The organism is Amycolatopsis sp. NPDC043887 (assembly GCF_056435665.1).
Genome location: NZ_JBWKEB010000012.1, coordinates 64,791 through 88,842, shown reverse-complemented (window position 1 = coordinate 88,842; position 24,052 = coordinate 64,791). Strand labels below are relative to the sequence as shown.

Below are 24,052 nucleotides of genomic sequence, written 5' to 3'. Positions count from 1 at the left end.
GCAGGATGTGTTCTTTTCAGGCCGAGAAACGAGGGGGAAAAAACCCCGGGGGGGGGGGGGGGGGGGTGTTTGGGGGGAAAACCAAAACCCCCCCCCACGACCCACGCGACCAAGCCCTACTTAGCCCACTTAGGCCGAGGCGGAGGCACGTAGTCCGCGAAGCCGTCCAGGAGCACCGAAGCATCCGAGTCGATCGAGAGCATGTCCCGGTACCCAGCCGACAGGAAGCCCTCCGACACCATGTGGTCGGCGAACTTCAGCAGCGGCGCGTAGTACCCGCCGACGTCGACCAGCCCGATCGGCTTCTCGTGCAGCCCGAGCTGCGCCCACGTCCACACCTCGAACAGCTCCTCCAGCGTCCCCGCGCCGCCGGGCAGCGCGAGGAAGCCGTCGGACAGCGCGGCCATCTTCGCCTTCCGCTGGTGCATGTCGGCGACGACGTGCAGTTCGGTCAGGCCGGCGTGCGCGATCTCGACGCTGCCCAGCGCCTCCGGGATCACGCCGATCACCTCACCGCCCGCGGCCAGCGCGGCGTCCGCGACGACGCCCATGGTCCCGACCGAAGCCCCGCCGTAGACCAGCCCGATGCCCCGCGAGGCCAGCAGCGTGCCCAGGGCGCGAGCTTCGTCGGCGTACCGCGGGTCGAAGCCCATCGAAGAGCCGCAGAAGACACAGACCCGGCGCGGAACCGCCATCAGTGGGTGTCCTCCCAAGCCTTGTACGAATCCTGCACGACGCGTACGGCGTCTTCGATGTCGTCGGTCACGTGCAGAAGCTCGAGGTCCTTCTGACCGATCTTGCCCTCGGCGAGCAGCGAACTGGCGATCCAGTCGTACAGGCCGCCCCAGTACTTGCTGCCGAACAGCACGACCGGGAACTTCGTGACCTTCTTCGTCTGCACCAGCGTGAGCGCCTCGAACAGCTCGTCGAGCGTGCCGAAACCGCCGGGCAGGCAGATGAACGCCTGCGAGTACTTGATGAACATGGTCTTGCGCGCGAAGAAGTAGCGGAAGTTGACGCCGAGGTCGACCCACGGGTTCAGGCCCTGCTCGAACGGCAGCTCGATGCCGAGGCCGACCGAGAACCCGCCCGCCTCGTTGGCGCCGCGGTTCACCGCTTCCATCGCGCCGGGGCCGCCGCCGGTCATCACCGCGAAGCCCGCGTTCGCGAGCGCGCCGCCGATCTTGCGGCCGAGTTCGTACTCCGGGTGGTCCCGTTTGGTCCGCGCCGAACCGAACACCGTCACCGCGCGCGGCACCTCGGCCAGCGCGCCGAAGCCCTCGACGAACTCCGCCTGGATCCGCAGCACGCGCCACGGGTCGGTGTGCACCCAGTCGCTCGGCCCCCGCGAGTCCAGCAGGCGCTGGTCGGTGGTGCTGCCCTGGTCACGCCGGTCCCGCCGCAGCACGACCGGACCCTTGTGCCGTTCGAGGGGACGTTCCGGGTACTGGCCGTCGGGGAACTCGCTTGTCTCGCTCACCCCGCCAAGCCTACGACGTCGTCACCGTCCGGAGCGGCAGCATCGCCGCGAACAGGAGTTGTCGGATACGCGAACGCGGGACCCGCCGGTGAGCGGGCCCCGCGATCACGCCTCAGGAACGTCCGGTCAGCGCGAACGCGAGCATGGCCGTCGAGGTGAAGTCGATGGCGGGCTCGTTGCTCGGCCACGACGCGAGGTCGTCGGCGTAGCGGGCCTCGGGGGTGTCGAAGGCTTCGAAGGGCTTCCTGCAGTCCTTCGAACCGGGCGGGAGCTCCATGTGCTCGAAGTTCTCCGCTCCGTTGGGGCCGTTCACGACGGCGCCGTAGAGCAGTTTCTCCTCGCCGGCGAGATTCGCCGCCTGGTGGTGCGGGCACCGCGGGTACGTGGTGCCGACGCCGACGACCAGCGAGATGCCCCAGGCGTTCGCGCCGAGGGTGAAGTTCCGCTGCTGCGAACCGAACGCCGCGTACCGGCGGTCACCGGTCAGGTCCGCGTACAGCCGCTCGGTCGCGGCGAACCCGAAGCTCTTGCTGGCCGCGTCGAATTCCTTCACCGAGACGGCGGTCCGGAAAGGACTCTGAGCCGCGCTCGCGACCCCTTCGTCGAGCTGACGGCGGAGGTCGCCGATCAGTTCCTTCGGACCGAGCGCGGCACCCGGGACGCCGTGCCGCAGGAGCTTCGCCAGATCGGCGTGCGCCAGCGCGCTGGTGTCGTACAGGTTGAGCGTGCTCTTCTCTTCGACGTCGATGTAGGCCTTCGCCCAGTGCGCCGCCTGCCGCGTCCACTCGGCGGACCGCGGGTCACGCAGGGCCTTGGCCGCCAGGGCCAGCTGCGTCGCGCCGAGTTCCATGTCGTCCCGCCAGGACGATTCCGGGTAGTACGCGTGCGGGAACGCGGTGACCAGTTCGCCGACGTTCTCGGTCTTGGCCTGCGCGAAGACCGACGAGGCCTCGGCGAGGTATTCCTTTGCCAGCGCGGGATTCCGCTTCGCCTCGACCTGGGCGCCGAGCGCGAACGCGGCGGCGACGCGGCCGGCGAGGTTCGGGCTGAGCGCGGATCCGCCGGGGTTCGCGGGGAAGACCGGCCGGTGCTTCACGAAGTACTTGGGGTCACCGGGTTTCACGTCGAGCGGGTCGTCGTCGTGCGGATTCCGCCAGACGTCGTGGTCGCCGAGGAACCCGAACTTGTCGCTGCCCGTCCCGATCCCGACCTGGGCGTAGAGCGTCTTGCTCTTCTCGTCCCACATCTTGTCGAGCCAGTCGAGGCCGAGCTTGACCTCCTTGGCCAGCACCCGATCGTAGTCCTCGCGGAGCACGTAACCCAGCTCCGCCAGCGAGTACGCCGTGTTCGACGTGAACTTGACGAAGTCGCCCGCGTCGACCCAGCCACCCTCGACGTCGACCGGCCCGCCCGCCGGCTTCAGCGGTTCGGTGATCTCGTCGCCGAATTCACCGCCGAACGCGGGCCATTCGTAGACCGTGGCCTGCTTGTCGGCCAGGTGCGAGGGTTTGCGGTCGAGACGGCCGGGGATGATGTCGTCACCGTCGCGCTGCGCCTGGAAGAACTCGTTGGTGGCACGGACGAGCGGTGTGAAGAGCCGGTCCTTGGTGTCCACCCGGAACGTCGGCGACGTCGCCTTGGTCTCGCCGGTGACCTCGATCCGGTACTTGCCCGGCAGCCAGACCTTCGACAGGTCCAGCTGGTACACCGCCGGGTACTTCGCGTTCCACGCGCCGAGCGACTGACCGGTCCGTCCACGATGGACGGTCCGGCCGCGTTCGTCGATCACCGAGAACGCACCCGGCGCGCTGGACAGGAGATAGGCGTACTTGGTCTCGGTGATGCCGTAGCCGACCTGATCGACCCGGACCTCACCCTGCACCGCCGCCGCGGCCGAAACCGCCGGAACCGTCAAACCCCCGAGGACCAGTGCCGAAACCGCGGCCACCGTCCGGGACCAGGAACTCACCATCATCGGCGCCCCGCTCACATTTAGTTAAGAAAGTTTCCTTTTTATTGCGCAAGACGCTAGCTCCCCGAGCGCCACCAGTCAATATGTCCGTTTCGCCGGTCGGAAGTCACCGGGTCCGCCCGTTGTTGGCGGGTATCCGCCCAGCTCGGCCGGATACCCGTCAGAAAATCGTCTACCGTGGATCGGTGCCGTCCAGGGCAGAACCACTCGGCGCGCGGATCCGGCGGTTGCGCCGGGCACGCGGGCTGACTCAGCGTGAGCTCGCCGAGCCGCGCTACGACCGCGGTTTCCTCGCCAAGGTCGAGTCGGGCCGCCGTCTGCCCTCGGACGACGTGCTCTCCCACCTCGCGCGACGGCTCGGCCTCACTGCGGACGAACTCCGCTTCGACCGGCCACCGGGCGCCGCCGCGGAACTCACCGGCGCGCTCGAGGCCGCGTACCGCGAGTTGCAGCAAGGCGGACTCGAAGCCGCCGAACGCGAGTTCACCCGGGTGGAACATCGAGCGGCGGAGTACCGGCTGCCGGACGTCCAATGCCACGCGCGCTTCCATCTCGGCGAAGTCCAGTGGCAGCGCTACGACATCCCGTTGGCGGACAAGGGATTCGCGCACGCCATGGAACTCGCCGACGCGGCGTCGCCCCGGCTGCGCGCGATGATCGTCAACCGCCTCGCCGCCTGCCGCGCGCTTTCGGGTGATCTGGGCGCTTCGGTCGCGCTCGTGGAAAACGCGCTCGCCGATCTCCGCGCCCCCGGCACGAGCGATCCCGACGCCGAGCTGGCGTTGGTGACCGCGTTGATCCATCCGCTGATCGAAATGGGCGCGCTCCGCCGCGCCCGTCGTGCCGCCGATGAAGGCCGGCGCGTCCTCCCTTCCGCTCACCGTGCGGACATCGCCGCGCGCTATCACCGGCAGGCCGCGCAACTGTGGCAGGCGATCGGCCTGGTCGACCGCGCGGAGAAGGACCTTTCGCGGGCACTGCGCCTGTTCACCTCCCTCGGCTACGACCGCGACGCCGCCCGGTGCCGCTGGGCGCGCGGCTTCCTGTGGCGGCGGCTGGGCAAACTCGACGAGGCGCACGCCGAACTGCGGCTCGCGCGCGATCTCCTTGCCAAGGCGGGATCGCGGGAAGGTGTGCTCGGCGCGACCATCGAACTCGCCGATGTCCGCCGCCGCCAAGGGAAGCTCGACGAGGCCGCCGAACTCGCCGAAGGGATCCGCCCGCTTCTGGATCGATCCCCCGATATCGAGGCCAGGGCCGAGGTTCTCCGGTTACTGGGACTCATCGCCCGCGCGCGCGGCGACCTGTCCGGGGCGACCGCGCTACTCGAAGAAGCCGCCACCGCACAGGAAAAGTCCGAACTGCGCGGCGCGCTCGTCGCCACCTCACTACATCTGGGCGACACGTTGCGCGCCCGCGGATTAATCGAAAAGGCCGCGGAGGCCTATCGGCGCGGTGTACGCGCGGCCGCTATGTCCGATTTCGGGCCGACCGGCTGAAAACCATACGAAAGTCGCCATATATCGCACATGGCGGGAAAACTCTTACTACACAGGCATTTTATTCCCTGCATGTCGATCTTCACCCGCTCCGCTAGGCCATCCGGCCCATTGACGCACCTTGTGACCGGCTCCTTTACTCGGACGTGTCCATCGGGATAACTCCAGTTATCCGAATGGGCACGCTCCCCGTCCCCCGCCGTGCGCCCGCCAGGTCGAATTCCCCGCCGCGCCTCTAGCCGGACGGGTACACGGTCCTGCCCATGGAAGGTTCACATGACCGTTCAGCGAGGGCTCAGAACAGGGTTGGCGGCCGTCGCCGGCCTTGCCCTGAGCATGACGTTCCCGGTGACCCCGGCGAACGCGACCACTGCCACCATCCAGCCCGCGAGCCCTGACGCCGTGGCCGCGAGCGCGGCCGACCGGGCCGCCGCGACCGGTGTAGACCAGCTGAGGAAGGGGGCGCAGGAAGACTTCCGCCGCGTCGGGCTGACCCCCGGTGGCGGAGGACTCTTCTACGCCGCTTACGAACGAACCTACCGTGGCCTGCCGGTCGTCGGCGGGGACGCGGTGGTGGTCGCCGACGGCGCCGGGCGCGTCCGCGGCACCAGCGCCGCGGAGACCGCGGCGATCTCGGTGGACACGAAGGCCAAGATCTCCGCGGCGAAGGCGACCGAGGTCGCGCGCAGCCAGCTGTCCAAAGTGGACAGTGTCGTCGCGCCGAAGTTGGTCGTGCTGGCGGGGAACTCCCCCAAGCTCGCCTACGAGGTCGTCGTCGCCGGTACCAAGGCGGCGAACCCGAGCAACCTGCACGTGTTCGTGGACGGCGTCACCGGCGCGGTGCTCGAAACCCGTGACGACGTCAAGATGTCCAACTTCCCCGCCGCCGCGCCGAAGGCGACGTCGAACGACGTCAGCACGCTGGGCGCCGGGAACAGCTACTACGTCGGCAACGTAACCATCGACACGACGAACTCCGGCGGCACGTACACGATGCGCGACCCGCAGCGCACCAACATCAGCTGCGCCCGCCAGAACGGCTCGCCCTACAGCGGACCGGACGACAACTGGGGCAACGGTTCCGGCACCGACCTGGAAACCGCCTGTGTCGACGCGCTCTTCGGCGTCCAGACCGAGTGGAAGATGCTGGGCGAATGGCTCGGCCGCAACGGCATCAACGGCAACGGCGGCGGCTTCCCCGCCTACGTCGGCCTCAACCAGGCCAACGCCTACTGGAACGGCTCCTCGACCACCTACGGCCGCTCGCAGGACGGCCAGCGCCAGGCCACCCCGATGGACGTCGTCGCGCACGAGTACGGCCACGCCATCTTCCAGACCACGCCGGGCGGCGCGGGCAGCGGCAACGAGAACGGCGGCCTCAACGAGTCCACCGGTGACATCTTCGGTGCCGTCACCGAGCACTACGCCAACAACGCCAAGGACGTCCCCGACTACGACGTCGGCGAGGGCGTGAACCTGGTCGGCCGCGGCCCGATCCGCTACATGAACCAGCCGAGCAGGATCTCCGGCAACCCCGACTGCTACTCGTCGTCCATCCCGAACACCGAGGTGCACGCCGCCGCGGGCCCGCAGAACCACTGGTTCTACCTGCTCGCCGAGGGCACCGCGCCGGTCGGCAAACCGGCCAGCCCGACCTGCAACAACACCTCGATCACCGGGATCGGCATCCAGAAGGCCGCGAAGATCTTCTACAACGGCCTGCTGAAGAAGACCTCCAGCTGGAACCACCGCGCGGCCCGCAAGGCCACCCTGGAAGCGGCGCTCGCGCTGTACCCGGGTTCCTGCACCGAGTTCAACACCACCAAGGCGGCGTGGAACGCCATCAGCGTTCCCGCGGCGACCGGTGAACCGGCCTCGTGTACCCCGCAGGGTGACGACTTCTCGGTCGGCGTCACCCCGGCGGCTGGTTCCGTCAAGCCGGGCGAGTCGGCCACGGTCACGGTGAACACCGCGACCACCAACGGTGCGGCACAGACGGTTTCGTTGAGCGCCAGCGGTCTTCCCACCGGGGCGACCGCGACGTTCAACCCCGCTTCGGTGCAGTCGGGCGGTTCCTCGACGCTCACCATCGCGACGTCGGCGAGCACCCCTGACGGCACCAGCACGATCACGGTGACCGGCACCGCGGCGAGCGGCACGCACACCGCTCAGTACAAGCTGACCGTCGGCACCGGCGGTGACGTGCGCACCTACAACAACGACACCGACTACGCGCTGAACGACTACGGCACGGTGAACAGCCCGATCACCTCGACCGCCACCGGCAACGCGGTTTCGCCGGTGAAGGTGACGGTGACCGGGACGCACACCTGCTCCGAGGACCTCCGGATCAGCCTGAAGGCCCCCGACGGCAGCACGTACTCGGTCAAACCCACCGGTTCCCTGCCCTGCACCGATCTGGGCACCCGGAACTACTCGGTGAACGTGACCAACGAAGTCGCGGCGGGCACGTGGACCCTCGTGGTCTACGACGCCTACGCGCAGGACACCGGCACGCTCGACAGCTGGTCGATCACCGTTTGATTCCCGTTCCGTGAAGGCCTCCTTCCCTACCTTCAGCGTAGGGAAGGAGGCCTTCACGGACCCGCCCAAGAAAGGAACACCCCGGCATGAAGTGGGGAAAGCGAATAGGAGCGGCCGTCGTCGGCATGGCCGCCGTACTGGGTGTCGTCACGGCGCCCGCGCAGGCGGTCACGGCCGCCGCCGCACCGGACATCTCGCTCGCCAACGTCAAGGCGCACTTGAGCGCGTTGCAGACCATCGCCAACCAGAACGGTGGCAACCGCGCCGCCGGACGGCCGGGCTACCCGGCGTCGGTGTCCTATGTGGCACAGAAACTGCGCGACGCCGGCTACAACGTCACGTTGCAGTCCTGCACGAGCTGCGCGGGTTCGAACCAGAACGTGATCGCGGAATGGCCGCAGGGTGACGCCAACCAGGTCATCATGCTCGGCGCGCACCTCGACAGCGTCAGCGCCGGCCCCGGCATCAACGACAACGGCTCGGGTTCGGCCTCGATCCTCGAAGTCGCGCTGACTCTGGCCCGCGAGAACCCGGCGATGGCGAAGCGGGTCCGCTTCGGCTGGTGGGCCGACGAGGAGTCCGGTCTGCGCGGGTCCAGGTTCTACGTCAACAGCCTGCCGCAGACCGAGCGCACGAAGATCAAGACCTACCTGAACTTCGACATGATCGGCTCCGACAACTGGGGCTACTTCGTCTACGACGACGTCGCTTCGGTCAAGGCCGTGTTCGACGAGTACTTCCGGACGATCGGCATCCAGACCGAGGGCGACACCGAGGGCGACGGCCGTTCGGACCACGCGTCGTTCAAGAGCGCGGGCATCCCGGTCGGCGGTCTCGCGACCGGTGCCGGGTACACGAAGAGCGCGGCGCAGCAACAGAAATGGGGCGGCACCGCCGGAAGGGCGTTCGACAGCTGCTACCACCGCGCGTGCGACACGCTGTCGAACATCCCGGACACCCCACTGGAGAAGAACAGCGACGCGATCGCGTACGCGCTCTGGAAGCTCGCCGTCGGCACGTCGACGGGGCCTGACTTCTCGCTCGGTCTCTCGCCGTCCTCTGGCACCGTCCAAGCAGGACAGTCGACGACCGTCACGGTCAACACCACGACGACTTCCGGTGCGGCACAAGCGGTTTCGCTGAGTGCCAGCGGTCTTCCCGCCGGGGCGACCGCGACGTTCAACCCCGCTTCGGTGCAGTCCGGCGGCTCCTCGACGCTCACCATCGCGACGTCGGCGAGCACCCCTGACGGCACCAGCACGATCACGGTGACCGGTGACGGGACCTCGGTGGACCGCACGGCGCAGTACACGCTCACCGTCGGCGACGTCAGCGTGCGCACGTTCACCAACGGCACCGACTACGCGCTGAACGACTACGCGACGGTCAACAGCCCGATCACGTCCACCGCGACGGGCACGGCGACCTCGCCGGTGAAGGTGTCGATCACCGGGACGCACACCTGCTCCGAGGACCTCCGCATCAGCCTGAAGGCCCCCGACGGCAGCACGTACTCGGTCAAACCCACCGGTTCCCTGCCCTGTACGGATCTCGGCACCAGGACGTACTCGGTCCCCGTGACCAACGAGGCCGCTTCCGGCACTTGGACGCTCGTGCTCTACGACGCCTACGCGCAGGACACCGGCACGCTCGACAGCTGGACCATCACCGTCTGACCATCCGAATGACGAAGGCCATCTCACGAGGACACCCGGCCTCGTGAGATGGCCTTCGCGCGTGAGGGAGATTTTCGGGCAACTCTTCGATATCTGGTCTAGACCACCCGATCGTCGGTAGCGCCACTCATGCGCGGCGACCTATGTTGAGCCGAACGGCCGCTTCCTGTTCGTTCAAACCGCTTTCGAGATGGGAGCTGGGTATGTTCGGTCGCGTCTCACGGCTGCTCGCAATCACCGGCGCGGCGGTACTCGCCGTCACCACACTCGTCGCCTTGGGCTCGGCGCAGGCGTCTCCCGACGCCGAGGTCTGCGCAATCAAATCGAAGCCCGCGGGCAAGGTCCTGCAGGGCTATTGGGAGAACTGGGACGGCGCCTCGAACGGCGTCCATCCGCCGATGGGCTGGATCCCGATCACCGACGCCCGGATCAAGGCCAATGGGTACAACGTGATCAACGCGGCCTTTCCGGTCATCCTGTCCGACGGAACGGCAAAATGGGAGGATGGGATGGACGCGACTGTGAAGGTCGCGACCCCCTCCGAAATGTGCGCCGCGAAGGACGCCGGCGCGACCATCCTGATGTCCATCGGCGGCGCCACGGCGGGGATCGACCTGAATTCGGCCACCGTGGCGGACAAATTCGTCGCGACCATCGTGCCGATCCTGAAGAAGTACAACTTCGACGGGATCGACATCGACATCGAAACCGGCCTCACCGGCAGCGGGAACATCAACACGCTTTCCGCTTCGCAGAAGAACCTCATCCGCATCATCGACGGCGTCCTCGCCGCAATGCCGCCGAACTTCGGGCTCACCATGGCGCCCGAGACGGCGTACGTCACCGGCGGCAGCGTCGTCTACGGCTCGATCTGGGGCGCGTACCTGCCGATCATCAAGAAGTACGCGGACAACGGCAGGCTGTGGTGGCTGAACATGCAGTACTACAACGGAAGCATGTACGGCTGCTCCGGTGATTCCTACCAGGCGGGGACGGTCCAGGGCTTCGTCGCGCAGACCAACTGCCTCGACAAGGGCCTGGTGATCCAGGGCCAGACGATCCGCGTGCCCTACGACAAGCAGGCTCCGGGCTTGCCCGCGCAGGCCGGCGCAGGCGGTGGCTACATGTCGCCGAGCCTGGTTTCCCAGGCGTACCGCAGCATTCCGGCGCTGAAGGGCCTGATGACCTGGTCGATCAACTGGGACGGTTCACGGAACTGGACATTCGGGCAGAACGTGAAATCCCTGCAGGGCCGCTGAGTCGTCCGTCTGATCACGCGAGTCCCGCCTCTGATCACGCGAGCTTGCTGTGCGGAACCGGCGAACTCGCGTGATCAGGGGGCGAACTCGCGTGATCGAACGGCGAACTCACGTCATCGGCGGGTTCGCCCGTATCGTTCTCGGTCATGGACGAGGAGGTCGGCGGACGGCTACGGCGGCTCCGCGCCGAACGCGGCCTCACCCAGCGCGAACTCGCCGAACCGCACTACACCGCCGCGTACGTCTCGTCCGTCGAGACGGGCGCGCGGACACCCTCCGGTGACGCGATGCGCCATTTCGCCGCGCGACTCGGCGTGGACACCGGCGAACTCCTCGGCGTGACGTCGCCCCGCGACGACGTCCGGCTCGATCTGGACATCGCGGCGGCCGCGGCGGATTTCCTGGCGGGGACCGGTTCGGCGCCGAAGATGCGGCGCCTGGCCCGGCGAGCCGAGAAGATCGGCCGTCACCGCCAGGCCGGACTCGCCTGGATGTGGCTCGCGCGGTTCACCGAGGGCGACGCCAGGGCACGGCCGGTGGCCGCCGCCGAAGCCGCGCTCGCCGACGACATCCCGCCGTATCGCGAACTGGCCGCCGCGCTGCGGGCGAACGTCCTGATCGGCCGGGGCGAGCCGCATCACGCGATGCACCTGCTCCGGACGGCGCTCGAAGCGAGCCTCGTCCGCCATCCGCATCCGGTGCTCCTGCTGACCCTGCACGCGTACCTCGCCGACGGGCAGCTCCGCCTCGGCGAGAACGCCCAGGCCGCGCATCACGCGGGAGAGGCACTTCGGCTCGCTCGCGGCAGCGAGGAGATTCTGGCCGAACTCGCCGGGAACCAGCGACGGCTGGCCGAGTCCTATCTCGGCGAAGGACGGCTGGCCGACGCCGTCGCCGCCGTTTCGGCGCTGCACGATCTGCTCCACGAACGCGCCCTGCGGCCGGTGCTGGCCCGGTGCCTGTTCGCGCGAGCCCTGAACCGGCGTGCCGACGATCTCGAAGGCGCTCTGGCGGACCTTCGCGCGTCACGCGCGGCCGCACCCGATCACACCGTCACGCTGGAACTCGCCGACGTCTGCCGCGAACTCGGTCGTCTCGGCGACGCCACCGCGCTACTCTCCGAAGCAACCGAAGCCATCCCTGAGGACTCGCCGCTGTCAGCTTCACTCACGTTCCAGCAGGGCTCACTGGCCCTGGCCCGTGGAGACCTCGAAGCAGCCGAAGCAGGCTTCGCGCATGCCATCGACGTAGCCGCCCTCCACGACACCCGCGGCGTCTTGGCCGCTTCAATCGACAAAGCTGGAGAGCTACTGCGCGATCAGGGGCGTTTCGAAGAGGCCGCGGACCTACTGCGGCATGGACTGCTCCTTCTCGGAGCCGAGGAGGACGTTTCCCAGTGACCGAAGTGGACTTGGAAGACATCAGAGCTCGTTTGGTGAGCCGATTCGGCGCCGACGCCGACGGATGGCTCGCCGGGGTCCCCGCACTCGCCGCGAGGCTGGCCTCTCGATGGGACTTCGAGCTCGGCGAGCTGTTCGAGAGCGGCGCCTCGTCCGTCGTCCTGCGCTGCCGTTGGTCCGATGGGACGCCGTCGGTGCTCAAACTCAGCCCGGACGGGGCGCTGCTGACCAAACAGCTCGAAATGCTGCGGGTGTTCGCGCCGTCGGGCCGGGTGCCCGCCGTCCTCGCCGCCGACGCGGACGCCGGTGCGATGGTGCTGGAAGAGATCCAGCCGGGCACCCCGGCCGAGGACCTGCCGCTGCCGACCCTGCCGGAACGTTGGGGAGACCTGCTCAGCGCGCTGCATTCCGTCGCCCCGCCGGCGGACTGGCCGTGGAGCCTGCGCGGCCGGTTCGAGGAATCCTTCGACCGGATCGGCAAGCGGATCACCGAACCGGCCATCGCCGCCAGGATCGGCCCGGAAAACTGGCGCCTGGCGATCGAGCGCTGCGAGAAGTTGCTGGACACCCAGGCCGGCGTCGTGTTGCTCCACGGCGATCTGCATCTCGGCAACGCCTTGGACGGCGGCTCGCGCGGCCTGATCGCGATCGATCCGAAGGCGTGCGTGGGTGATCCGTGCTTCGACGCCGTCGACTACGTGGTGAGCGGCGCCGGGCACGAAGGCGTCGAGGCCCGTTGCCATACGGTGGCGAACGCCTGCGGGCTCGACGGGGACAGGTTGTACGCCTGGAGCCGGGTGGTCGCCCCCATGTTCGCCATCTCGCACCTGACCTATGGCGGCCCGGAGCAGGCGCTCGACGAGTTGCTCGCCCTGACTAGCTGAGGAATTCGCGCAGCACCGCGGCCACTTGCCGGATCTCGCTCGCTCGGACGTTCTCCTGGCGGGTGTGCGCCAGCGTCGGGTCGCCCGGACCGAAGTTCACCGCCGGGATCCCGAGTGCCGCGAAGCGCGCGACGTCGGTCCAGCCCAGCTTCGCGACCGCTTTGCCCCCGGCCGCGGCTACCAGCTCGGCCGCCGCGGGAGCGCTCAGGCCGGGCAATGCCCCTGGCGACAAGTCGACGATCTTGACGTCGTAGCCCTCGAAGACCTCGCGAAGGTGCGCCTCGGCATCCTCCGGGGAGCGGTCGGGAGCGAAGCGGTGGTTGATCGTGAGCACGGCTTCGTCCGGGACGACGTTGCCCGCGACGCCGCCGCCGATCTTCGTGGCCTGCAACCCTTCCCGGTAGGTCAGGCCGTCGATGTCGACCACCCGCGGCGTGTACTCGGCCAGCCTGCGCAGCGGTTCGGCGAGACCGTGGATCGCGTTGACGCCCATCCAGCCGCGCGCGGTGTGCGCCCGGACGCCGTCGACGCGGATCTCGATCCGCATCGTGCCCTGGCAACCGCCTTCGATCCCGCCGTTCGACGGCTCGCCGAGGATCGCGAGGTCGGCTCGCAGCCACTCGGGCAACTCACGCTCGATGCGCCCGAGACCGTTTTTCGTCGCTTCGATCTCTTCGCAGTCGTAGAACACGAAGGTGATGTCGTGCCTCGGCTCCCGGAGCGCGGCGGCGAGGTGCAGGAAGACGGCGTCACCGCTCTTCATGTCGACGGTGCCGAGACCGTGCAGGATCTCGTCGTCACCGGTCCCCTCGCGGCGCACGGGCAGGTTCTCGTTGACCGGAACGGTGTCGAGATGCCCGGCCAGCAGCACCCGCGAAGGGCGGCCGAGGTTCGTGCGGGCGAGGACCGCGTCGCCGTTGCGGATCACCTCGAGATGCGGCGCCTGCGCCTGGAGCGCGGCCTGCACGGTGTCCGCGATCACCTTCTCCTGCTCCGAGACGCTGAAGATGTCCACCAGCGCGGCGGTGAGGGCGACGGGATCGGCGTGCAAGTCGAGCGAAGGCATGCCCGCACCGTACCGCCGGGGGCCCGGGGCTACCGTGAAGGAGTGCGCATGCGAACGATCTTGGTCGCCCTCCTCCTGGTGCTCAGCGGGTGCGGATCGAGCGAAGTCCCGGTGAAGGTCCGGCCGACCCAGAGCACCGGCCCGGACGTGCTGCCGATCAAGCTCAAGGCGCTGACCACCGATCAGTGCTATCTGGCGCCGGGGACCGAATCGCCCAAGGGCTGCCAGAAGTACGTCACCGAGCTCTCGAGCGCCGCGGGCACCGTCCGCAAGCGCCGCCCGGACCTGTCGTCGCACGCCGACGTCCTCGATCGCCCGATCGCCGCCTTCCGCGCCGCGAACTGCCAGGCCCAGGCGGCTCCCGGGGGACCGTGCGGCCAGGCGCTCACCGATATGGCGACGGCGCTGACCAGTGTGAAGAGCCTCGTCGGCGGCTGAGGAGCGTCACTGGGTTACCGTTCAGGTCGTGAGCGAGCAGACCCCTGACCCCGAAACGACCGGCGCCACCGGCGTCGGACTGGCCACCGTCACGACCGACGGCACCGTACTGGACACCTGGTTCCCGCTGCCCAAGCTGACCGACGGCTCGGACAGCAAGGCCGGCACGGTGCGGCTGACCGCCGAAGAGGCCTCCGAAGCCCTCGGCGAGGCCGCGGCCGCCCAGCTCGGCCCGGACACCGATCGCGGTGTCGAGGTCGTCGCGGTCCGCACGACCATCGCCCGGCTGTCCGACGCCCCCGGCGACACGCACGACGTCTACCTGCGTCTTCACCTGCTGTCGCACCGTCTGGTCCGGCCGCACGGCGCGAGCCTCGACGGCATCTTCGGCCTGCTGGCGAACGTCGTGTGGACCAACCACGGACCGTGCCCCGTCGAGGGCTTCGAGGCGACCCGGCTGCGGCTGCGGGCACGCGGCAACGTCACCGTCTACAGCGTGGACAAGTTCCCGCGGATGGTGGACTACGTCGTGCCGACCGGCGTCCGCATCGCCGACGCCGACCGCGCCCGCCTCGGCGCGCACCTGGCCAACGGCACCACGGTCATGCACGAGGGCTTCGTCAACTTCAACGCCGGCACACTCGGCGCCTCCATGGTCGAAGGCCGGATCTCGGCGGGCGTCGTGGTCGGCGACGGCTCCGACGTCGGCGGCGGCGCGTCGATCATGGGCACGCTGTCCGGTGGCGGCAAGGAAACGATCTCGATCGGCGAGCGCTGCCTGATCGGCGCGAACGGCGGCGTCGGCATCTCGCTCGGCGACGACTCGGTCGTCGAAGCGGGCCTGTACGTCACGGCCGGCACGAAGGTGACCTTCGAGGGCAAGGTCGTGAAGGCGCTGGAGCTGTCCGGCATCTCGGGCGCGGTGTTCCGGCGGAACTCCGGGACCGGCGCCGTCGAGGTCGTCGCGCGCACCGGCGTCGGCATCGAGCTGAACGCGGCCCTGCACGCCAACTGACCTGCGGAAAGAGAGCAAGGGACCTTTGCTACCACTCTCCCCCGGAGGGCGGGAGGGTGTGTGGGAATAGGGACGTTGAGTGTCCCTATTCCCACACACCCCTTACCCCGCGTAGCGACACTGACCGACCGTGTGGGTTTTGGGACGTTAGATGTCCCGAAACCCACACAGTCACCTGAGGCGCCCGGGGCCGCTGCGCGCGCGGGGAGCAAGGGACCTTTGCTACCGCCTGGGTCTCTCGGGCGCCGCGAAGGCCACTTTCGCGACACCCTCGGCAGCACGAAAGGAGAGCAAGGGACCTTTGCTGCCACTCCCCCCGGAGGGCGGGAGCAAAGGTCCCTTGCTTCTCTCACGGCCTGGACCACCTTGCCGGTTCACCTAGAATTCATCTTGTGACAGCCGAGACCCTGCCGCGCAAGAACGCCCCTTCGACCACTCCGGCCGCGCTCGGGCTCGGCGACCGTCCCGCGAAAGCCGGGCCTGGCGATCCGGCGGCCACCCATGTCCGGGTCAAACTCGACGTCGAGATCCGCGCGCTCCTCGCGCACGAGCCGGGCACCAAATCCGGCGCCGACCCCGAAGATCTGCACCAGATGCGGGTCGCGCTGCGCCGCATGCGAAGCGTCCTCAAGCTCTCCGGTCGCCTCGTCGGCCCGGACGCCGAGCCGGTGCGCGCCGAGCTCGGCTGGCTCGGCCAGTCCCTCGGCGACGTCCGCGATTACGACGTCCTGATCGGGCATCTCCGTGAGGTCGTCGCCGAGTTCGAGGTGCGCGACCAGCCGGCCGCGCGCCGTCTGGTGTCGAAGTTCGTCACCGAGCGCGGCGTCGCGAAGCGGCGGCTCACCCGCGCGCTCGCCAGCCCCCGGTACGCCTCGATGCTGCAGGACATCGGCCGCCTCGCCCGGCAGCCCGCCGCCGAAGTACCCACTGCCGAGGCCGCCCCCACCTCGGCCGATCTCGTCGCCGGTCTCGCGAAGCCGCATCGAAAGCTCGCGAAGGCCGTGAAGGCTCTTCCCGCCGATCCTCCGGACGACGACCTTCACGCGCTTCGCATCTACGGCAAGAAACTCCGCTACGCCGCCGAGATGGCCAAGCCCGCCGCGAAGAAGAAGCAGGCGGAGCGGATCCAGCGGCTGATCAAGGCCACGAAGAACTTCCAGACCGTCCTCGGGGACCACCAGGACGCCTGCGTCGCCGCCGATCGGATGCGCGGCGTCGCAGCCTCCGTCGACTCCGAGGTCGCCTTCATCGCCGGCCGGATCGCGGAGAAGGAACTGCTGCGCCGCGCCGAGGTCCGTGCCGTGTGGCGCGACGTCTGGGCCGAAGTCGACGAAGCCGCTCAGGCGGTGAGCCCGCGGATATAGCCGTCCGGGCGAACCAGCACCTGCCGCCCGTTCTCGGCTTCATACGCGGCGAAGGCGTGCCCGCCGAAGTCCTCGAAGTCCGTGTCGGACAGCGCGCTGCCCGCGGGCAGGATCCGCCGCGCGCCTTCGGGCGCCGGGCCGTCGCCGAACACCAGCACCGTCGCCCGCGGGCCGCGCAGCACCTCGAACAGCCGGACGGTCTTGCCGTTCGCGTCCCTCAGCGGCGCGTCCGGCGCGCGGTCGCCGGGCCGGATCCGGCCGGTCGCCGCGGGCGCGAGCGGGCCGCCGCGATACCCGATGTCGAGCTGACGCGTGTTCTCCCCGCGCTCGTGCGCGTCTTCCGCGCCTTCCTTGTACTTCTCGAGGATTTCAGTGCTGATCTTCAGCACCCGCGCGGCGACCCCGCGCCGTTCGGGCTCGTAGCTGTCGAGCAGCTCCGGTGAACCGTCGGCGAGTTTCCAGCCCAGGTTGTACGCGTCCTGGACACCGGTGTTGAGGCCCTGCCCACCGGTCGGCGGGTGGACGTGCGCCGCGTCGCCGGCGAGGAACACGCGACCGTCACGGAACCGCTCGGCGAGCCGGATATTGGGCCGCCACACCGTCGACCAGGCGAGGTCGTGCAGCCGGACCCCGCCGCCGGACAGTTCGTCGAGCCGGGACTGCAAGGTGCCGAGCGACGCCTCGACCTCCTCCTCACCCAGTGGCGCGGCGAACTGGAAATGCGGCACCCCCGGCAGCGGCGTGAGCACGATCCCCGACATCGGGTCCTCGGGCTTCGCGAACCAATGTCCGTACGCGCGATCGAGTCCCTCGGCCTGGACGTCCCCCAGCAGCATGCGGACCGATTCGTCGGTGGTGCCCTCGAACGCGATCCCGAGCGCCTTGCGCACGAAGCTCTTCCCCCCGTCCGCGCCGACGAGGTGGTCGACCCGGACGCGCTCGCCCGGCAGTTCGGCGGTCACCCCGTCGGCGTCCTGCTCGAAGCCGAGCAGTGGCGTGCCGAGCTCGACCTGGACGCCGAATTCGGCGAGCCGCTCACGAAGGATCCCCTCGGTCCGCGACTGGCCGAGGAAGTGGCCGTTCGGATAGGGCACGTCCGGGGTCGGTTCGGCGAGTTCGGCCATCCTCCGCTCGCCGACGACCTCGCCACCCAGATGGATCTTCACCGCCACGGGCGGCTGCCCGGCGGCCAGGACGGCGTCCAGTACCCCGAGATCCTCGAAGACCTCGAGCGTGCGCGGTTGCAGGCCGTCGCCGCGCGAGCCCTCGAAGAACGTCTCGGCCTTCTCCACGATCCGCACTCCGACACCGCGGCGCGCGAGATCGATGGCCAGCGTGAGCCCCGTCGGCCCGGCTCCCGCGATCAGTACCTCGATCATCTTCCCTCCGGTGAATTATAATTCAGTGAATCTTGATTCAGTTTGACCGTTGCTAGCCTTCCGTGTCAAGGAGGTGCCGATGACGGCGACGAGCCGCAAGGAGAAGGCGGCGGAGACCGAGGCCGCGCTCAAAGAGGCGGCGAAGCGCGTTTTCGCGGCGAAGGGGTACCTGAACACCAAGATCACCGACATCACGGCGGAGGCCGGGCGCGCGGCGGGATCGTTCTACAACCACTTCGCGAGCAAGGAAGAACTGCTCGAAGCGCTCCTCGAGGACCTCGCGGCGGCGAGCGACGTCAACGCGGCCTCACCGGAGCACATACCCGACTTCACCGACCCGCAAGCCGTGCGCTGGCACGTCTGCGAGTACTGGAACTTCCACCGCGACAACGCCGCGACGATGCTCGCGCTGCGCCAGGCCGCGATGGTCAGCGACGAGTTCGCACGCACCTATGCGCGCTTCGGCGCCGCTCAGGCGGAGGACATCCTCGGCCACCTGGGGTACGTCACCGCGGCCGGCCTGGAACTCCCGGCGTCGGAGCGGCTCACGCTCGCGATGATGGGTGAACTGGTCAACGGTTTCGCGCACACGTGGCTGCTGGACCCGTCCTCCGTCTCGGAGGAGGATGCCATCGAGGCGCTGACACGGTTCATCTACCGGGGTTTCACCGGCCGCGACGTGCCCTAGTCAGGAAGCGAGCCGCTCCACGGCCGCGTCGATCCGCTCGTCCGTCGCCGTCAGGGCGATCCGGACGTGCCGTCCACCGGTCGGCCCGTAGAAGGTGCCCGGAGCGGCGAGGATGCCGCGATCGGCCAGCCAATCGACCGTGTCGAGCGCGGATTCCCCGCGCGTGGACCAGAGATACAGCCCGGCCTCGGAATGCGAGATCTCGAAACCGCTGTCCAGCAACGCCTTACGCAGCACCAGCCGACGGCGCGCGTAGCGTTCCCGTTGCGCGGCAAGCGCTTCGTCGTCCTTCAGCGCGGCGACCATGGCCTCCTGCACCGGCCGCGGCACGATCAGCCCGGAGTGTTTGCGGATCTCCAGCAGCCCGGCGACGAGCTTCGGGTCACCGGTGACGAATCCGGCGCGGTAGCTGGCGAGGTTCGCGGACTTCGACAGCGAGTGGACGGCCAGCAGGCCGTCGAGGGAGCCACCGTGCACGGACGGGTGCAGGATCGACACGGGCTCGCTTTCCCAGCCCAGCGCCAGATAACACTCGTCGGAGACCACGACGACATCGCGTTCCCGCGCCCATTCGACGACCTTGCGCAGGTGGTCGACGCCGAGCACGCGCCCGGTCGGGTTGGACGGCGAGTTGATCCACAGCATGGACGGCCGCTGCGGACCGACCGCGAAGGTGCTGTCCGCGCGCAGCAGGGAAGCACCCGCCAGCAGCACTCCGACCTCGTAGGTCGGGTACGCCACCTCGGGGATCACGATGAGATCGCCGGGGCCGAACCCCAGCTGCCGCGGCAGCGAAGCGACCAGTTCCTTCGAACCGATCGTCGGCAGCACGGCCGCCTCGGGAACACCCTCGATGCCGTGCCGCCGCGAAAGCGCGTCGATCGCGGCGGCCCTGAGCTCGGGGATCCCGTGCGTGGTCGGGTACCCCGGGATCTCCGACACGGACGCGAGCGCCGCGCGAATGCTCTCGGGGACAGGGTCCACCGGCGTGCCGATCGACAGGTCGACGAGGCCGCCGGGATGCGCCTGGGCTTTCGCCTTCGCCTCGGCCAGGGAGTCCCAGGGGAAATCGGGAAGAGCGACCCGGCTCATTCGCCCTGCGGGGGAAGAGCCTTGATGAAGGCGGGGTCGTGACTGGTCTTGCCGACCTTGGAGGCGCCACCGGGCGAGCCGAGCTCGTCGAAGAAGTCGACGTTGGCCTTGGTGTAGTCGTTCCACTCGTCGGGGACGTCGTCCTCGTAGTAGATCGCCTCGACAGGGCAGACCGGCTCGCAGGCACCGCAGTCGACGCATTCGTCCGGGTGGATGTACAGCATGCGGTCACCCTCGTAGATGCAATCCACGGGGCACTCGTCGATACACGCCTTGTCGAGCACGTCGACGCAGGGCTCGGCGATCACGTAGGTCACTGCGCACTCCTGCTTTATCTCTGCTTCACCAGTCTGCAACGGACATTACGCGCCCACGGGCGCGACCGGCCCGCTTAGGCCACCCTTATCGGCACTCCGGGATGGGCGTTCAGCGGTCTTTCCGGCGAGGCGGCGGAGTGGCCCTGCTGTCCCCAGTGATGACGAACTTCGGCGCGGCGGGCTTCGCCGCTTCCGCGTCCTTCTCGACGGCCTTTTCCGCGCCCAATGCCCGGTTGAAGCCGTCCGAGATCTCGCGGACGAGGTCTTCGTTGTGCCTGTCGTCCTTGCGCGCGATGCTCATCGGGGTCCCTCCACTGCCTTCCTTGGCACAATCTAACCGTGAACAGTGCGGAAATGCTCGAGCTCACCTGTAGCCAGGCTTGGACTCCCCTGCTCGAGAGCCGGATCGGTGACTGGAGGCTCCGCTGGGCGGACGGGTTCACCGCGCGGGCCAACAGTGCCCTGGCGATCGGTGACCCGGGAAAACCGCTGCCAGACGCCCTGCGGACGGTCTGTGACTTCGCCCACGATCATGCCATCCCGCCCGTCGTTCAGGTGATCCAGAACACGTCTCTCGAGGACGCCATCGCCGCCCGCGGCTGGGTCCACTATGTGGAACACCGCCCCGCGCACGAGGTCCGCGTGCTGACCGGGCCGCTCTCGCACGGGACCTCGGCGGGAACGGTGATTCTGGACGAACCGACGTCCGGATGGTGGGAGATGACGGCGGGCGGCGCGGATCCGGCGGAGGCGCCGAGGCACGTCCTCGGCACCGGCAAGGTCGGCTTCGGGGTGGTCGAAATCGACGGCGTCACGGCGGGCGCGGTGCGCGGAGCGGTCGTCGGCGAGTGGCTGCACATCGCCCGTTTGGAGGTACGGCCGGAGTTCCGGCGGCGAGGGCTCGCACGCGGGCTGATGAACGCCGTGGGCGCCTGGGGCGCCGCTCAGGGCGCGACCGGGATGGTGCTGCAGGTCGCGGTGGCGAACTCCGGCGCGCTGAAGCTGTACGAAAGCCTGGGCTGTACGGAGCACCACAGGTACCGCTACTGGGCCCCGGCTCCGGGGGCGTGCGAGGATCGCCCGTCGTGAAGGTCGTCATTTTGGTCGGCGGAGTGGGCGGGGCCCGCTTCCTGCTGGGGGTCAAACAAGCACTGGGTCTGCCCGCGACCGGTTCCGCGCCGGAATCGCCGCATGAGGTGACCGCGCTGGTGAACACCGGGGACGACGTGTGGATGCACGGTCTGCGCATCTGCCCGGACCTGGACACCTGCATGTACACCCTCGGCGGGGGGATCGACGAGGAGCGCGGCTGGGGTCACTCCGGGGAGACCTGGACGGTCAAGGAGGAGCTCGCCGCCTATGGTGCCGAGCCGACCTGGTTCGGCCTGGGCGACAAGGACATCGCGACGCATCTGATCCGTTCGCGGATGCTGCGCGCGGGCTATCCGCTGTCGCAGGTCACCGAGGCGCTGTGCGATCGCTGGCAGCCGGGCGTACGCCTGCTGCCGATGTCGGACGACCGCGTCGAGACGCATGTCGTGATCGACGACCCCGAGGATCCGGACCAGCGCAAGGCGATCCACTTCCAGGAGTGGTGGGTGCGCTACCGCGCGGAACCGAAGGCGCATTCGATCATCGCCGTCGGCGCCGACGAGGCCAAGCCGGCGCCCGGCGTGCTCGACGCGATCGCGGCCGCCGACATCGTGCTGTTCGCACCGTCCAACCCGGTGGTCTCGGTGGGCACGACGCTCGGTGTCCCGGGAATCCGCGACGCACTGCGGAAGACGCGTGCCAAGGTCGTCGGTGTCTCGCCGATCATCGGCGGTAAGCCGTTGCGCGGCATGGCCGACGCGTGCCTGAGCGCGATCGGCGTGGAGACCTCGGCCGAGGCCGTCGGACGGCATTACGGATCCCGCGAGGAATCCGACGGCGTGCTCGACGGCTGGCTGGTCTCCGAGGGGGAGACCGTCGACGTGCCGGGAGTCGCCGTCCGCGACGTACCCCTGCTGATGTCCGATGTGGACGCTACGGCGGCCATGGTGCGCGCCGCTTTCGATCTGGCGGGAGTTTCCGTTGAGTGACCACGCTTCCGCGAAGATCGAGATCCTGCCGGTCGAGGGCCTGCCGGAGTTCCGCCCCGGCGACGACCTGACCGGGGCGATCGTCGAGGCGGCCCCCTGGCTGCGGCCGGGCGACGTCCTGGTCGTGACGAGCAAGATCGTCTCCAAGGTCGAAGGCATGCTGATCCGGGTCCCGTCCGATCCGGAGGAGCGCGACGCCGCCCGGCGCAAGCTCGTCGAAGAGGAGTCCGTCCGCGTGATCGCGCGGATCAACCGGACGGTGATCACCGAGAACAAGCTCGGCATCGTGCAGGCCGCGTCCGGTGTGGACGCGTCGAACGTGGCCTCCGGCGAGGTCGCGCTGCTGCCGTCCGATCCCGACGCTTCCGCGCTCGCGCTGCGGAACGGGCTGCGTGAACGGCTCGGTGTCGAGGTCGCCGTCGTCGTCACCGACACGATGGGCCGTGCGTGGCGGGTCGGGCAGACCGACGCCGCGATCGGTGCGTCCGGCCTGCGGGTGCTGCACTCGTACGCGGGTGAGGTCGACAGCCAGGGCAACGAACTCGCGGTCACCGAGGTGGCGATCGCCGACGAACTCGCCGCCGCGGCGGATCTGGTCAAGGGCAAGCTCGGCGGGACCCCGGTCGCCGTCGTGCGCGGCCTCCGGCTGACCGACGACGGTTCGACCGCCCGCAAACTGCTCCGCCCGGTCGAAGAAGACCTGTTCCGCCTCGGTACCAACGAATCCATCGCCCAGGGCCGCCGGGAAGCCGTGCTCGCGCGGCGTTCGATCCGGTCGTTCACCGACGAACCGGTCGATCCCGAGGTGCTGCGCCGCGCGGTCGGGACGGCGCTCACGGCTCCCGCTCCGCATCACACGAAGCCGGTCCGGTTCGTGTGGCTGCGCGAGGAAGGCTTGCGCCGCAAGCTTCTCGACGCGATGAAGGTGTCGTGGCAGGCCGATCTCGAAGGCGACGATTTCACCGCCGAACAGGTCGCGAAGCGCCTCAGCCGCGGCGACATCCTGTACAACGCGCCCGAAGTCGTGGTGCCGTTCCTCGTCGCCGAGGGCGCGCACACCTACCGCGACGACCGGCGGAACGCTTGTGAGCACACGATGTTCACCGTCGCCGGTGGCGCCGCCGTGCAGGGCCTGCTGGTCGCGCTCGCCGCCGAAGACCTCGGCTCGTGCTGGATCGGGTCGACCATCTTCGCGGCGGACATCGTGCGTGACGTCCTCGGCCTGGACGAGCGCTGGGAACCGCTCGGCGCCGTCGCGATCGGGCATCCCGCCGTCCTCCCGCCCGCGCGCGGTCCCGTCGAACCCGGTGAAGGACTTCTCGAACTGTGACCCTGCACGACGACGTTGTGTCCACTTTGTCCGGTTGGCGACCGGGGGACGCGGCCCAGGAATCCTTGCGCCAGGCCTATCTCGGCTTCCTCGCCGCCCGCGACGACGTCTGCCGCCGCGAATGCGCGGCCGGGCATATCACCGCGTCGGCCGTCCTTCTCGACGCCGACGCGGAAAACGTGCTGCTCACCCTGCATCCGCGAGTCGGGCGCTGGTTGCAGCTCGGCGGGCATTGCGAACCAGGCGACGCGACGCTCGCGGACGCCGCACTTCGTGAGGCACGAGAGGAATCCGGTATCGAGGACCTCGTGATCGACCCGGCCCCGGTGCATCTCGACGTCCACCCGATCACGTGCTCGCTCGGCGTGCCGACCCGGCATTTCGACGTGCGTTTCGTGGTGCGCGCGCCACGGGGAGCGCAACCGGTCCAAAGCGACGAATCGGACGATCTTCGTTGGTGGCCGGTGGATTCCCTGCCGGAAGGGTCGGAAGATCTCGCCGAACTGCTGGAAGCCGCCGTGCCCGCGGCGTCCGGCCGTTAGGGTGTCGGCTGACGTTCTTAAGGGGG

The 24,052-nt window shown here is 69.0% G+C and carries 22 protein-coding genes; 14 read left to right on the top strand and 8 right to left on the bottom strand.

What is annotated here, in order from left to right; all coding sequences use genetic code 11:
• Positions 1 to 116 precede the first annotated feature (116 nt).
• The 3 genes from AC069H_RS29225 to AC069H_RS29215 form a co-directional block, all read right to left on the bottom strand.
• Positions 117 to 695, bottom strand: a complete 579-nt coding sequence (locus AC069H_RS29225) for an LOG family protein (RefSeq protein WP_478234474.1) — start codon at positions 693 to 695, stop codon at positions 117 to 119.
• Positions 695 to 1,480, bottom strand: a complete 786-nt coding sequence (locus tag AC069H_RS29220; protein WP_478234473.1) for an LOG family protein — start codon at positions 1,478 to 1,480, stop codon at positions 695 to 697. Before AC069H_RS29220 ends, AC069H_RS29225 begins: the two co-directional genes overlap by 1 nt.
• 112 nt (positions 1,481 to 1,592) lie before the next feature.
• On the bottom strand, positions 1,593 to 3,455 hold the full coding sequence (locus AC069H_RS29215) for a glycoside hydrolase family 9 protein (protein WP_478234472.1): 1,863 nt from the start codon (positions 3,453 to 3,455) through the stop codon (positions 1,593 to 1,595).
• A 182-nt stretch (positions 3,456 to 3,637) separates the two neighbouring features.
• Between AC069H_RS29215 and AC069H_RS29210 the strand changes: the two genes are divergently transcribed.
• The 6 genes from AC069H_RS29210 to AC069H_RS29185 all read left to right on the top strand — a co-directional run bounded on the left by AC069H_RS29210 (position 3,638) and on the right by AC069H_RS29185 (position 12,714).
• Entirely contained in the window at positions 3,638 to 4,951 is a 1,314-nt protein-coding gene (locus AC069H_RS29210; RefSeq protein ID WP_478234471.1) for a helix-turn-helix domain-containing protein, read from the top strand.
• Between the two features lie 276 nt (positions 4,952 to 5,227).
• Positions 5,228 to 7,495, top strand: a complete 2,268-nt coding sequence (locus AC069H_RS29205) for a M4 family metallopeptidase (protein WP_478234470.1) — start codon at positions 5,228 to 5,230, stop codon at positions 7,493 to 7,495.
• A gap of 86 nt (positions 7,496 to 7,581) precedes the next feature.
• Positions 7,582 to 9,171, top strand: a complete 1,590-nt coding sequence (locus AC069H_RS29200) for a M28 family peptidase (RefSeq protein WP_478234469.1) — start codon at positions 7,582 to 7,584, stop codon at positions 9,169 to 9,171.
• A 203-nt stretch (positions 9,172 to 9,374) separates the two neighbouring features.
• A complete protein-coding gene (locus AC069H_RS29195) occupies positions 9,375 to 10,430 on the top strand; it encodes a chitinase (RefSeq protein ID WP_478234468.1) in 1,056 nt (351 codons plus the stop codon).
• Between the two features lie 146 nt (positions 10,431 to 10,576).
• Entirely contained in the window at positions 10,577 to 11,830 is a 1,254-nt protein-coding gene (locus AC069H_RS29190; protein WP_478234467.1) for a helix-turn-helix domain-containing protein, read from the top strand.
• Entirely contained in the window at positions 11,827 to 12,714 is an 888-nt protein-coding gene (locus AC069H_RS29185) for an aminoglycoside phosphotransferase family protein (protein ID WP_478225217.1), read from the top strand. The genes AC069H_RS29190 and AC069H_RS29185 overlap by 4 nt, the downstream gene beginning before the upstream one ends.
• On the opposite strand, the gene dapE is transcribed toward AC069H_RS29185, so the two are convergent.
• The gene (dapE, locus tag AC069H_RS29180) at positions 12,707 to 13,780 is read right to left on the bottom strand and encodes a succinyl-diaminopimelate desuccinylase (RefSeq protein WP_478234466.1); all 1,074 of its coding nucleotides are present in this window, start codon (positions 13,778 to 13,780) and stop codon (positions 12,707 to 12,709) included. The genes AC069H_RS29185 and dapE overlap by 8 nt on opposite strands.
• A gap of 48 nt (positions 13,781 to 13,828) precedes the next feature.
• Between dapE and AC069H_RS29175 the strand changes: the two genes are divergently transcribed.
• The 3 genes from AC069H_RS29175 (at position 13,829) to AC069H_RS29165 (ending at position 16,597) form a co-directional block, all read left to right on the top strand.
• Positions 13,829 to 14,218 (top strand): hypothetical protein, encoded by a 390-nt coding sequence (locus AC069H_RS29175; protein WP_478225216.1) that lies wholly within the window; start codon positions 13,829 to 13,831, stop codon positions 14,216 to 14,218.
• Positions 14,219 to 14,246: 28 nt separating this feature from the next.
• A complete protein-coding gene (dapD, locus tag AC069H_RS29170) occupies positions 14,247 to 15,233 on the top strand; it encodes a 2,3,4,5-tetrahydropyridine-2,6-dicarboxylate N-succinyltransferase (RefSeq protein WP_478234465.1) in 987 nt (328 codons plus the stop codon).
• Positions 15,234 to 15,625: 392 nt separating this feature from the next.
• A complete protein-coding gene (locus AC069H_RS29165; RefSeq protein WP_478234464.1) occupies positions 15,626 to 16,597 on the top strand; it encodes a CHAD domain-containing protein in 972 nt (323 codons plus the stop codon).
• On the opposite strand, the gene AC069H_RS29160 is transcribed toward AC069H_RS29165, so the two are convergent.
• On the bottom strand, positions 16,573 to 17,976 hold the full coding sequence (locus AC069H_RS29160; RefSeq protein ID WP_478234463.1) for an FAD-dependent monooxygenase: 1,404 nt from the start codon (positions 17,974 to 17,976) through the stop codon (positions 16,573 to 16,575). The two genes, AC069H_RS29165 and AC069H_RS29160, sit on opposite strands and share 25 nt — an antisense overlap.
• A gap of 79 nt (positions 17,977 to 18,055) precedes the next feature.
• Here AC069H_RS29160 and AC069H_RS29155 point away from each other — a divergent pair, with 79 nt between their 5' ends.
• Positions 18,056 to 18,664, top strand: coding sequence for a TetR/AcrR family transcriptional regulator (locus AC069H_RS29155; RefSeq protein WP_478234462.1), 609 nt, complete (start codon positions 18,056 to 18,058; stop codon positions 18,662 to 18,664).
• Here AC069H_RS29155 and dapC read toward each other — a convergent pair whose 3' ends face one another.
• From dapC to AC069H_RS29140, 3 genes are all read right to left on the bottom strand, one after another.
• On the bottom strand, positions 18,665 to 19,756 hold the full coding sequence (gene dapC, locus AC069H_RS29150; protein ID WP_478234461.1) for a succinyldiaminopimelate transaminase: 1,092 nt from the start codon (positions 19,754 to 19,756) through the stop codon (positions 18,665 to 18,667).
• The gene (gene fdxA / locus AC069H_RS29145; RefSeq protein ID WP_016331413.1) at positions 19,753 to 20,073 is read right to left on the bottom strand and encodes a ferredoxin; all 321 of its coding nucleotides are present in this window, start codon (positions 20,071 to 20,073) and stop codon (positions 19,753 to 19,755) included. Before fdxA ends, dapC begins: the two co-directional genes overlap by 4 nt.
• Positions 20,074 to 20,182: 109 nt before the next feature.
• The gene (locus AC069H_RS29140) at positions 20,183 to 20,374 is read right to left on the bottom strand and encodes a hypothetical protein (RefSeq protein ID WP_478225211.1); all 192 of its coding nucleotides are present in this window, start codon (positions 20,372 to 20,374) and stop codon (positions 20,183 to 20,185) included.
• 53 nt (positions 20,375 to 20,427) lie between these two features.
• Here AC069H_RS29140 and AC069H_RS29135 point away from each other — a divergent pair, with 53 nt between their 5' ends.
• The 4 genes from AC069H_RS29135 to AC069H_RS29120 are packed head-to-tail and all read left to right on the top strand — an operon-like array spanning position 20,428 to position 24,026.
• A complete protein-coding gene (locus AC069H_RS29135; RefSeq protein WP_478234583.1) occupies positions 20,428 to 21,162 on the top strand; it encodes a GNAT family N-acetyltransferase in 735 nt (244 codons plus the stop codon).
• Positions 21,159 to 22,154, top strand: coding sequence for a 2-phospho-L-lactate transferase (gene cofD, locus AC069H_RS29130; protein WP_478234460.1), 996 nt, complete (start codon positions 21,159 to 21,161; stop codon positions 22,152 to 22,154). The genes AC069H_RS29135 and cofD overlap by 4 nt, the downstream gene beginning before the upstream one ends.
• Positions 22,147 to 23,484 (top strand): coenzyme F420-0:L-glutamate ligase, encoded by a 1,338-nt coding sequence (locus tag AC069H_RS29125; RefSeq protein WP_478234459.1) that lies wholly within the window; start codon positions 22,147 to 22,149, stop codon positions 23,482 to 23,484. Before cofD ends, AC069H_RS29125 begins: the two co-directional genes overlap by 8 nt.
• On the top strand, positions 23,481 to 24,026 hold the full coding sequence (locus AC069H_RS29120) for an NUDIX hydrolase (RefSeq protein ID WP_478225208.1): 546 nt from the start codon (positions 23,481 to 23,483) through the stop codon (positions 24,024 to 24,026). The genes AC069H_RS29125 and AC069H_RS29120 overlap by 4 nt, the downstream gene beginning before the upstream one ends.
• Positions 24,027 to 24,052: the final 26 nt, after the last annotated feature.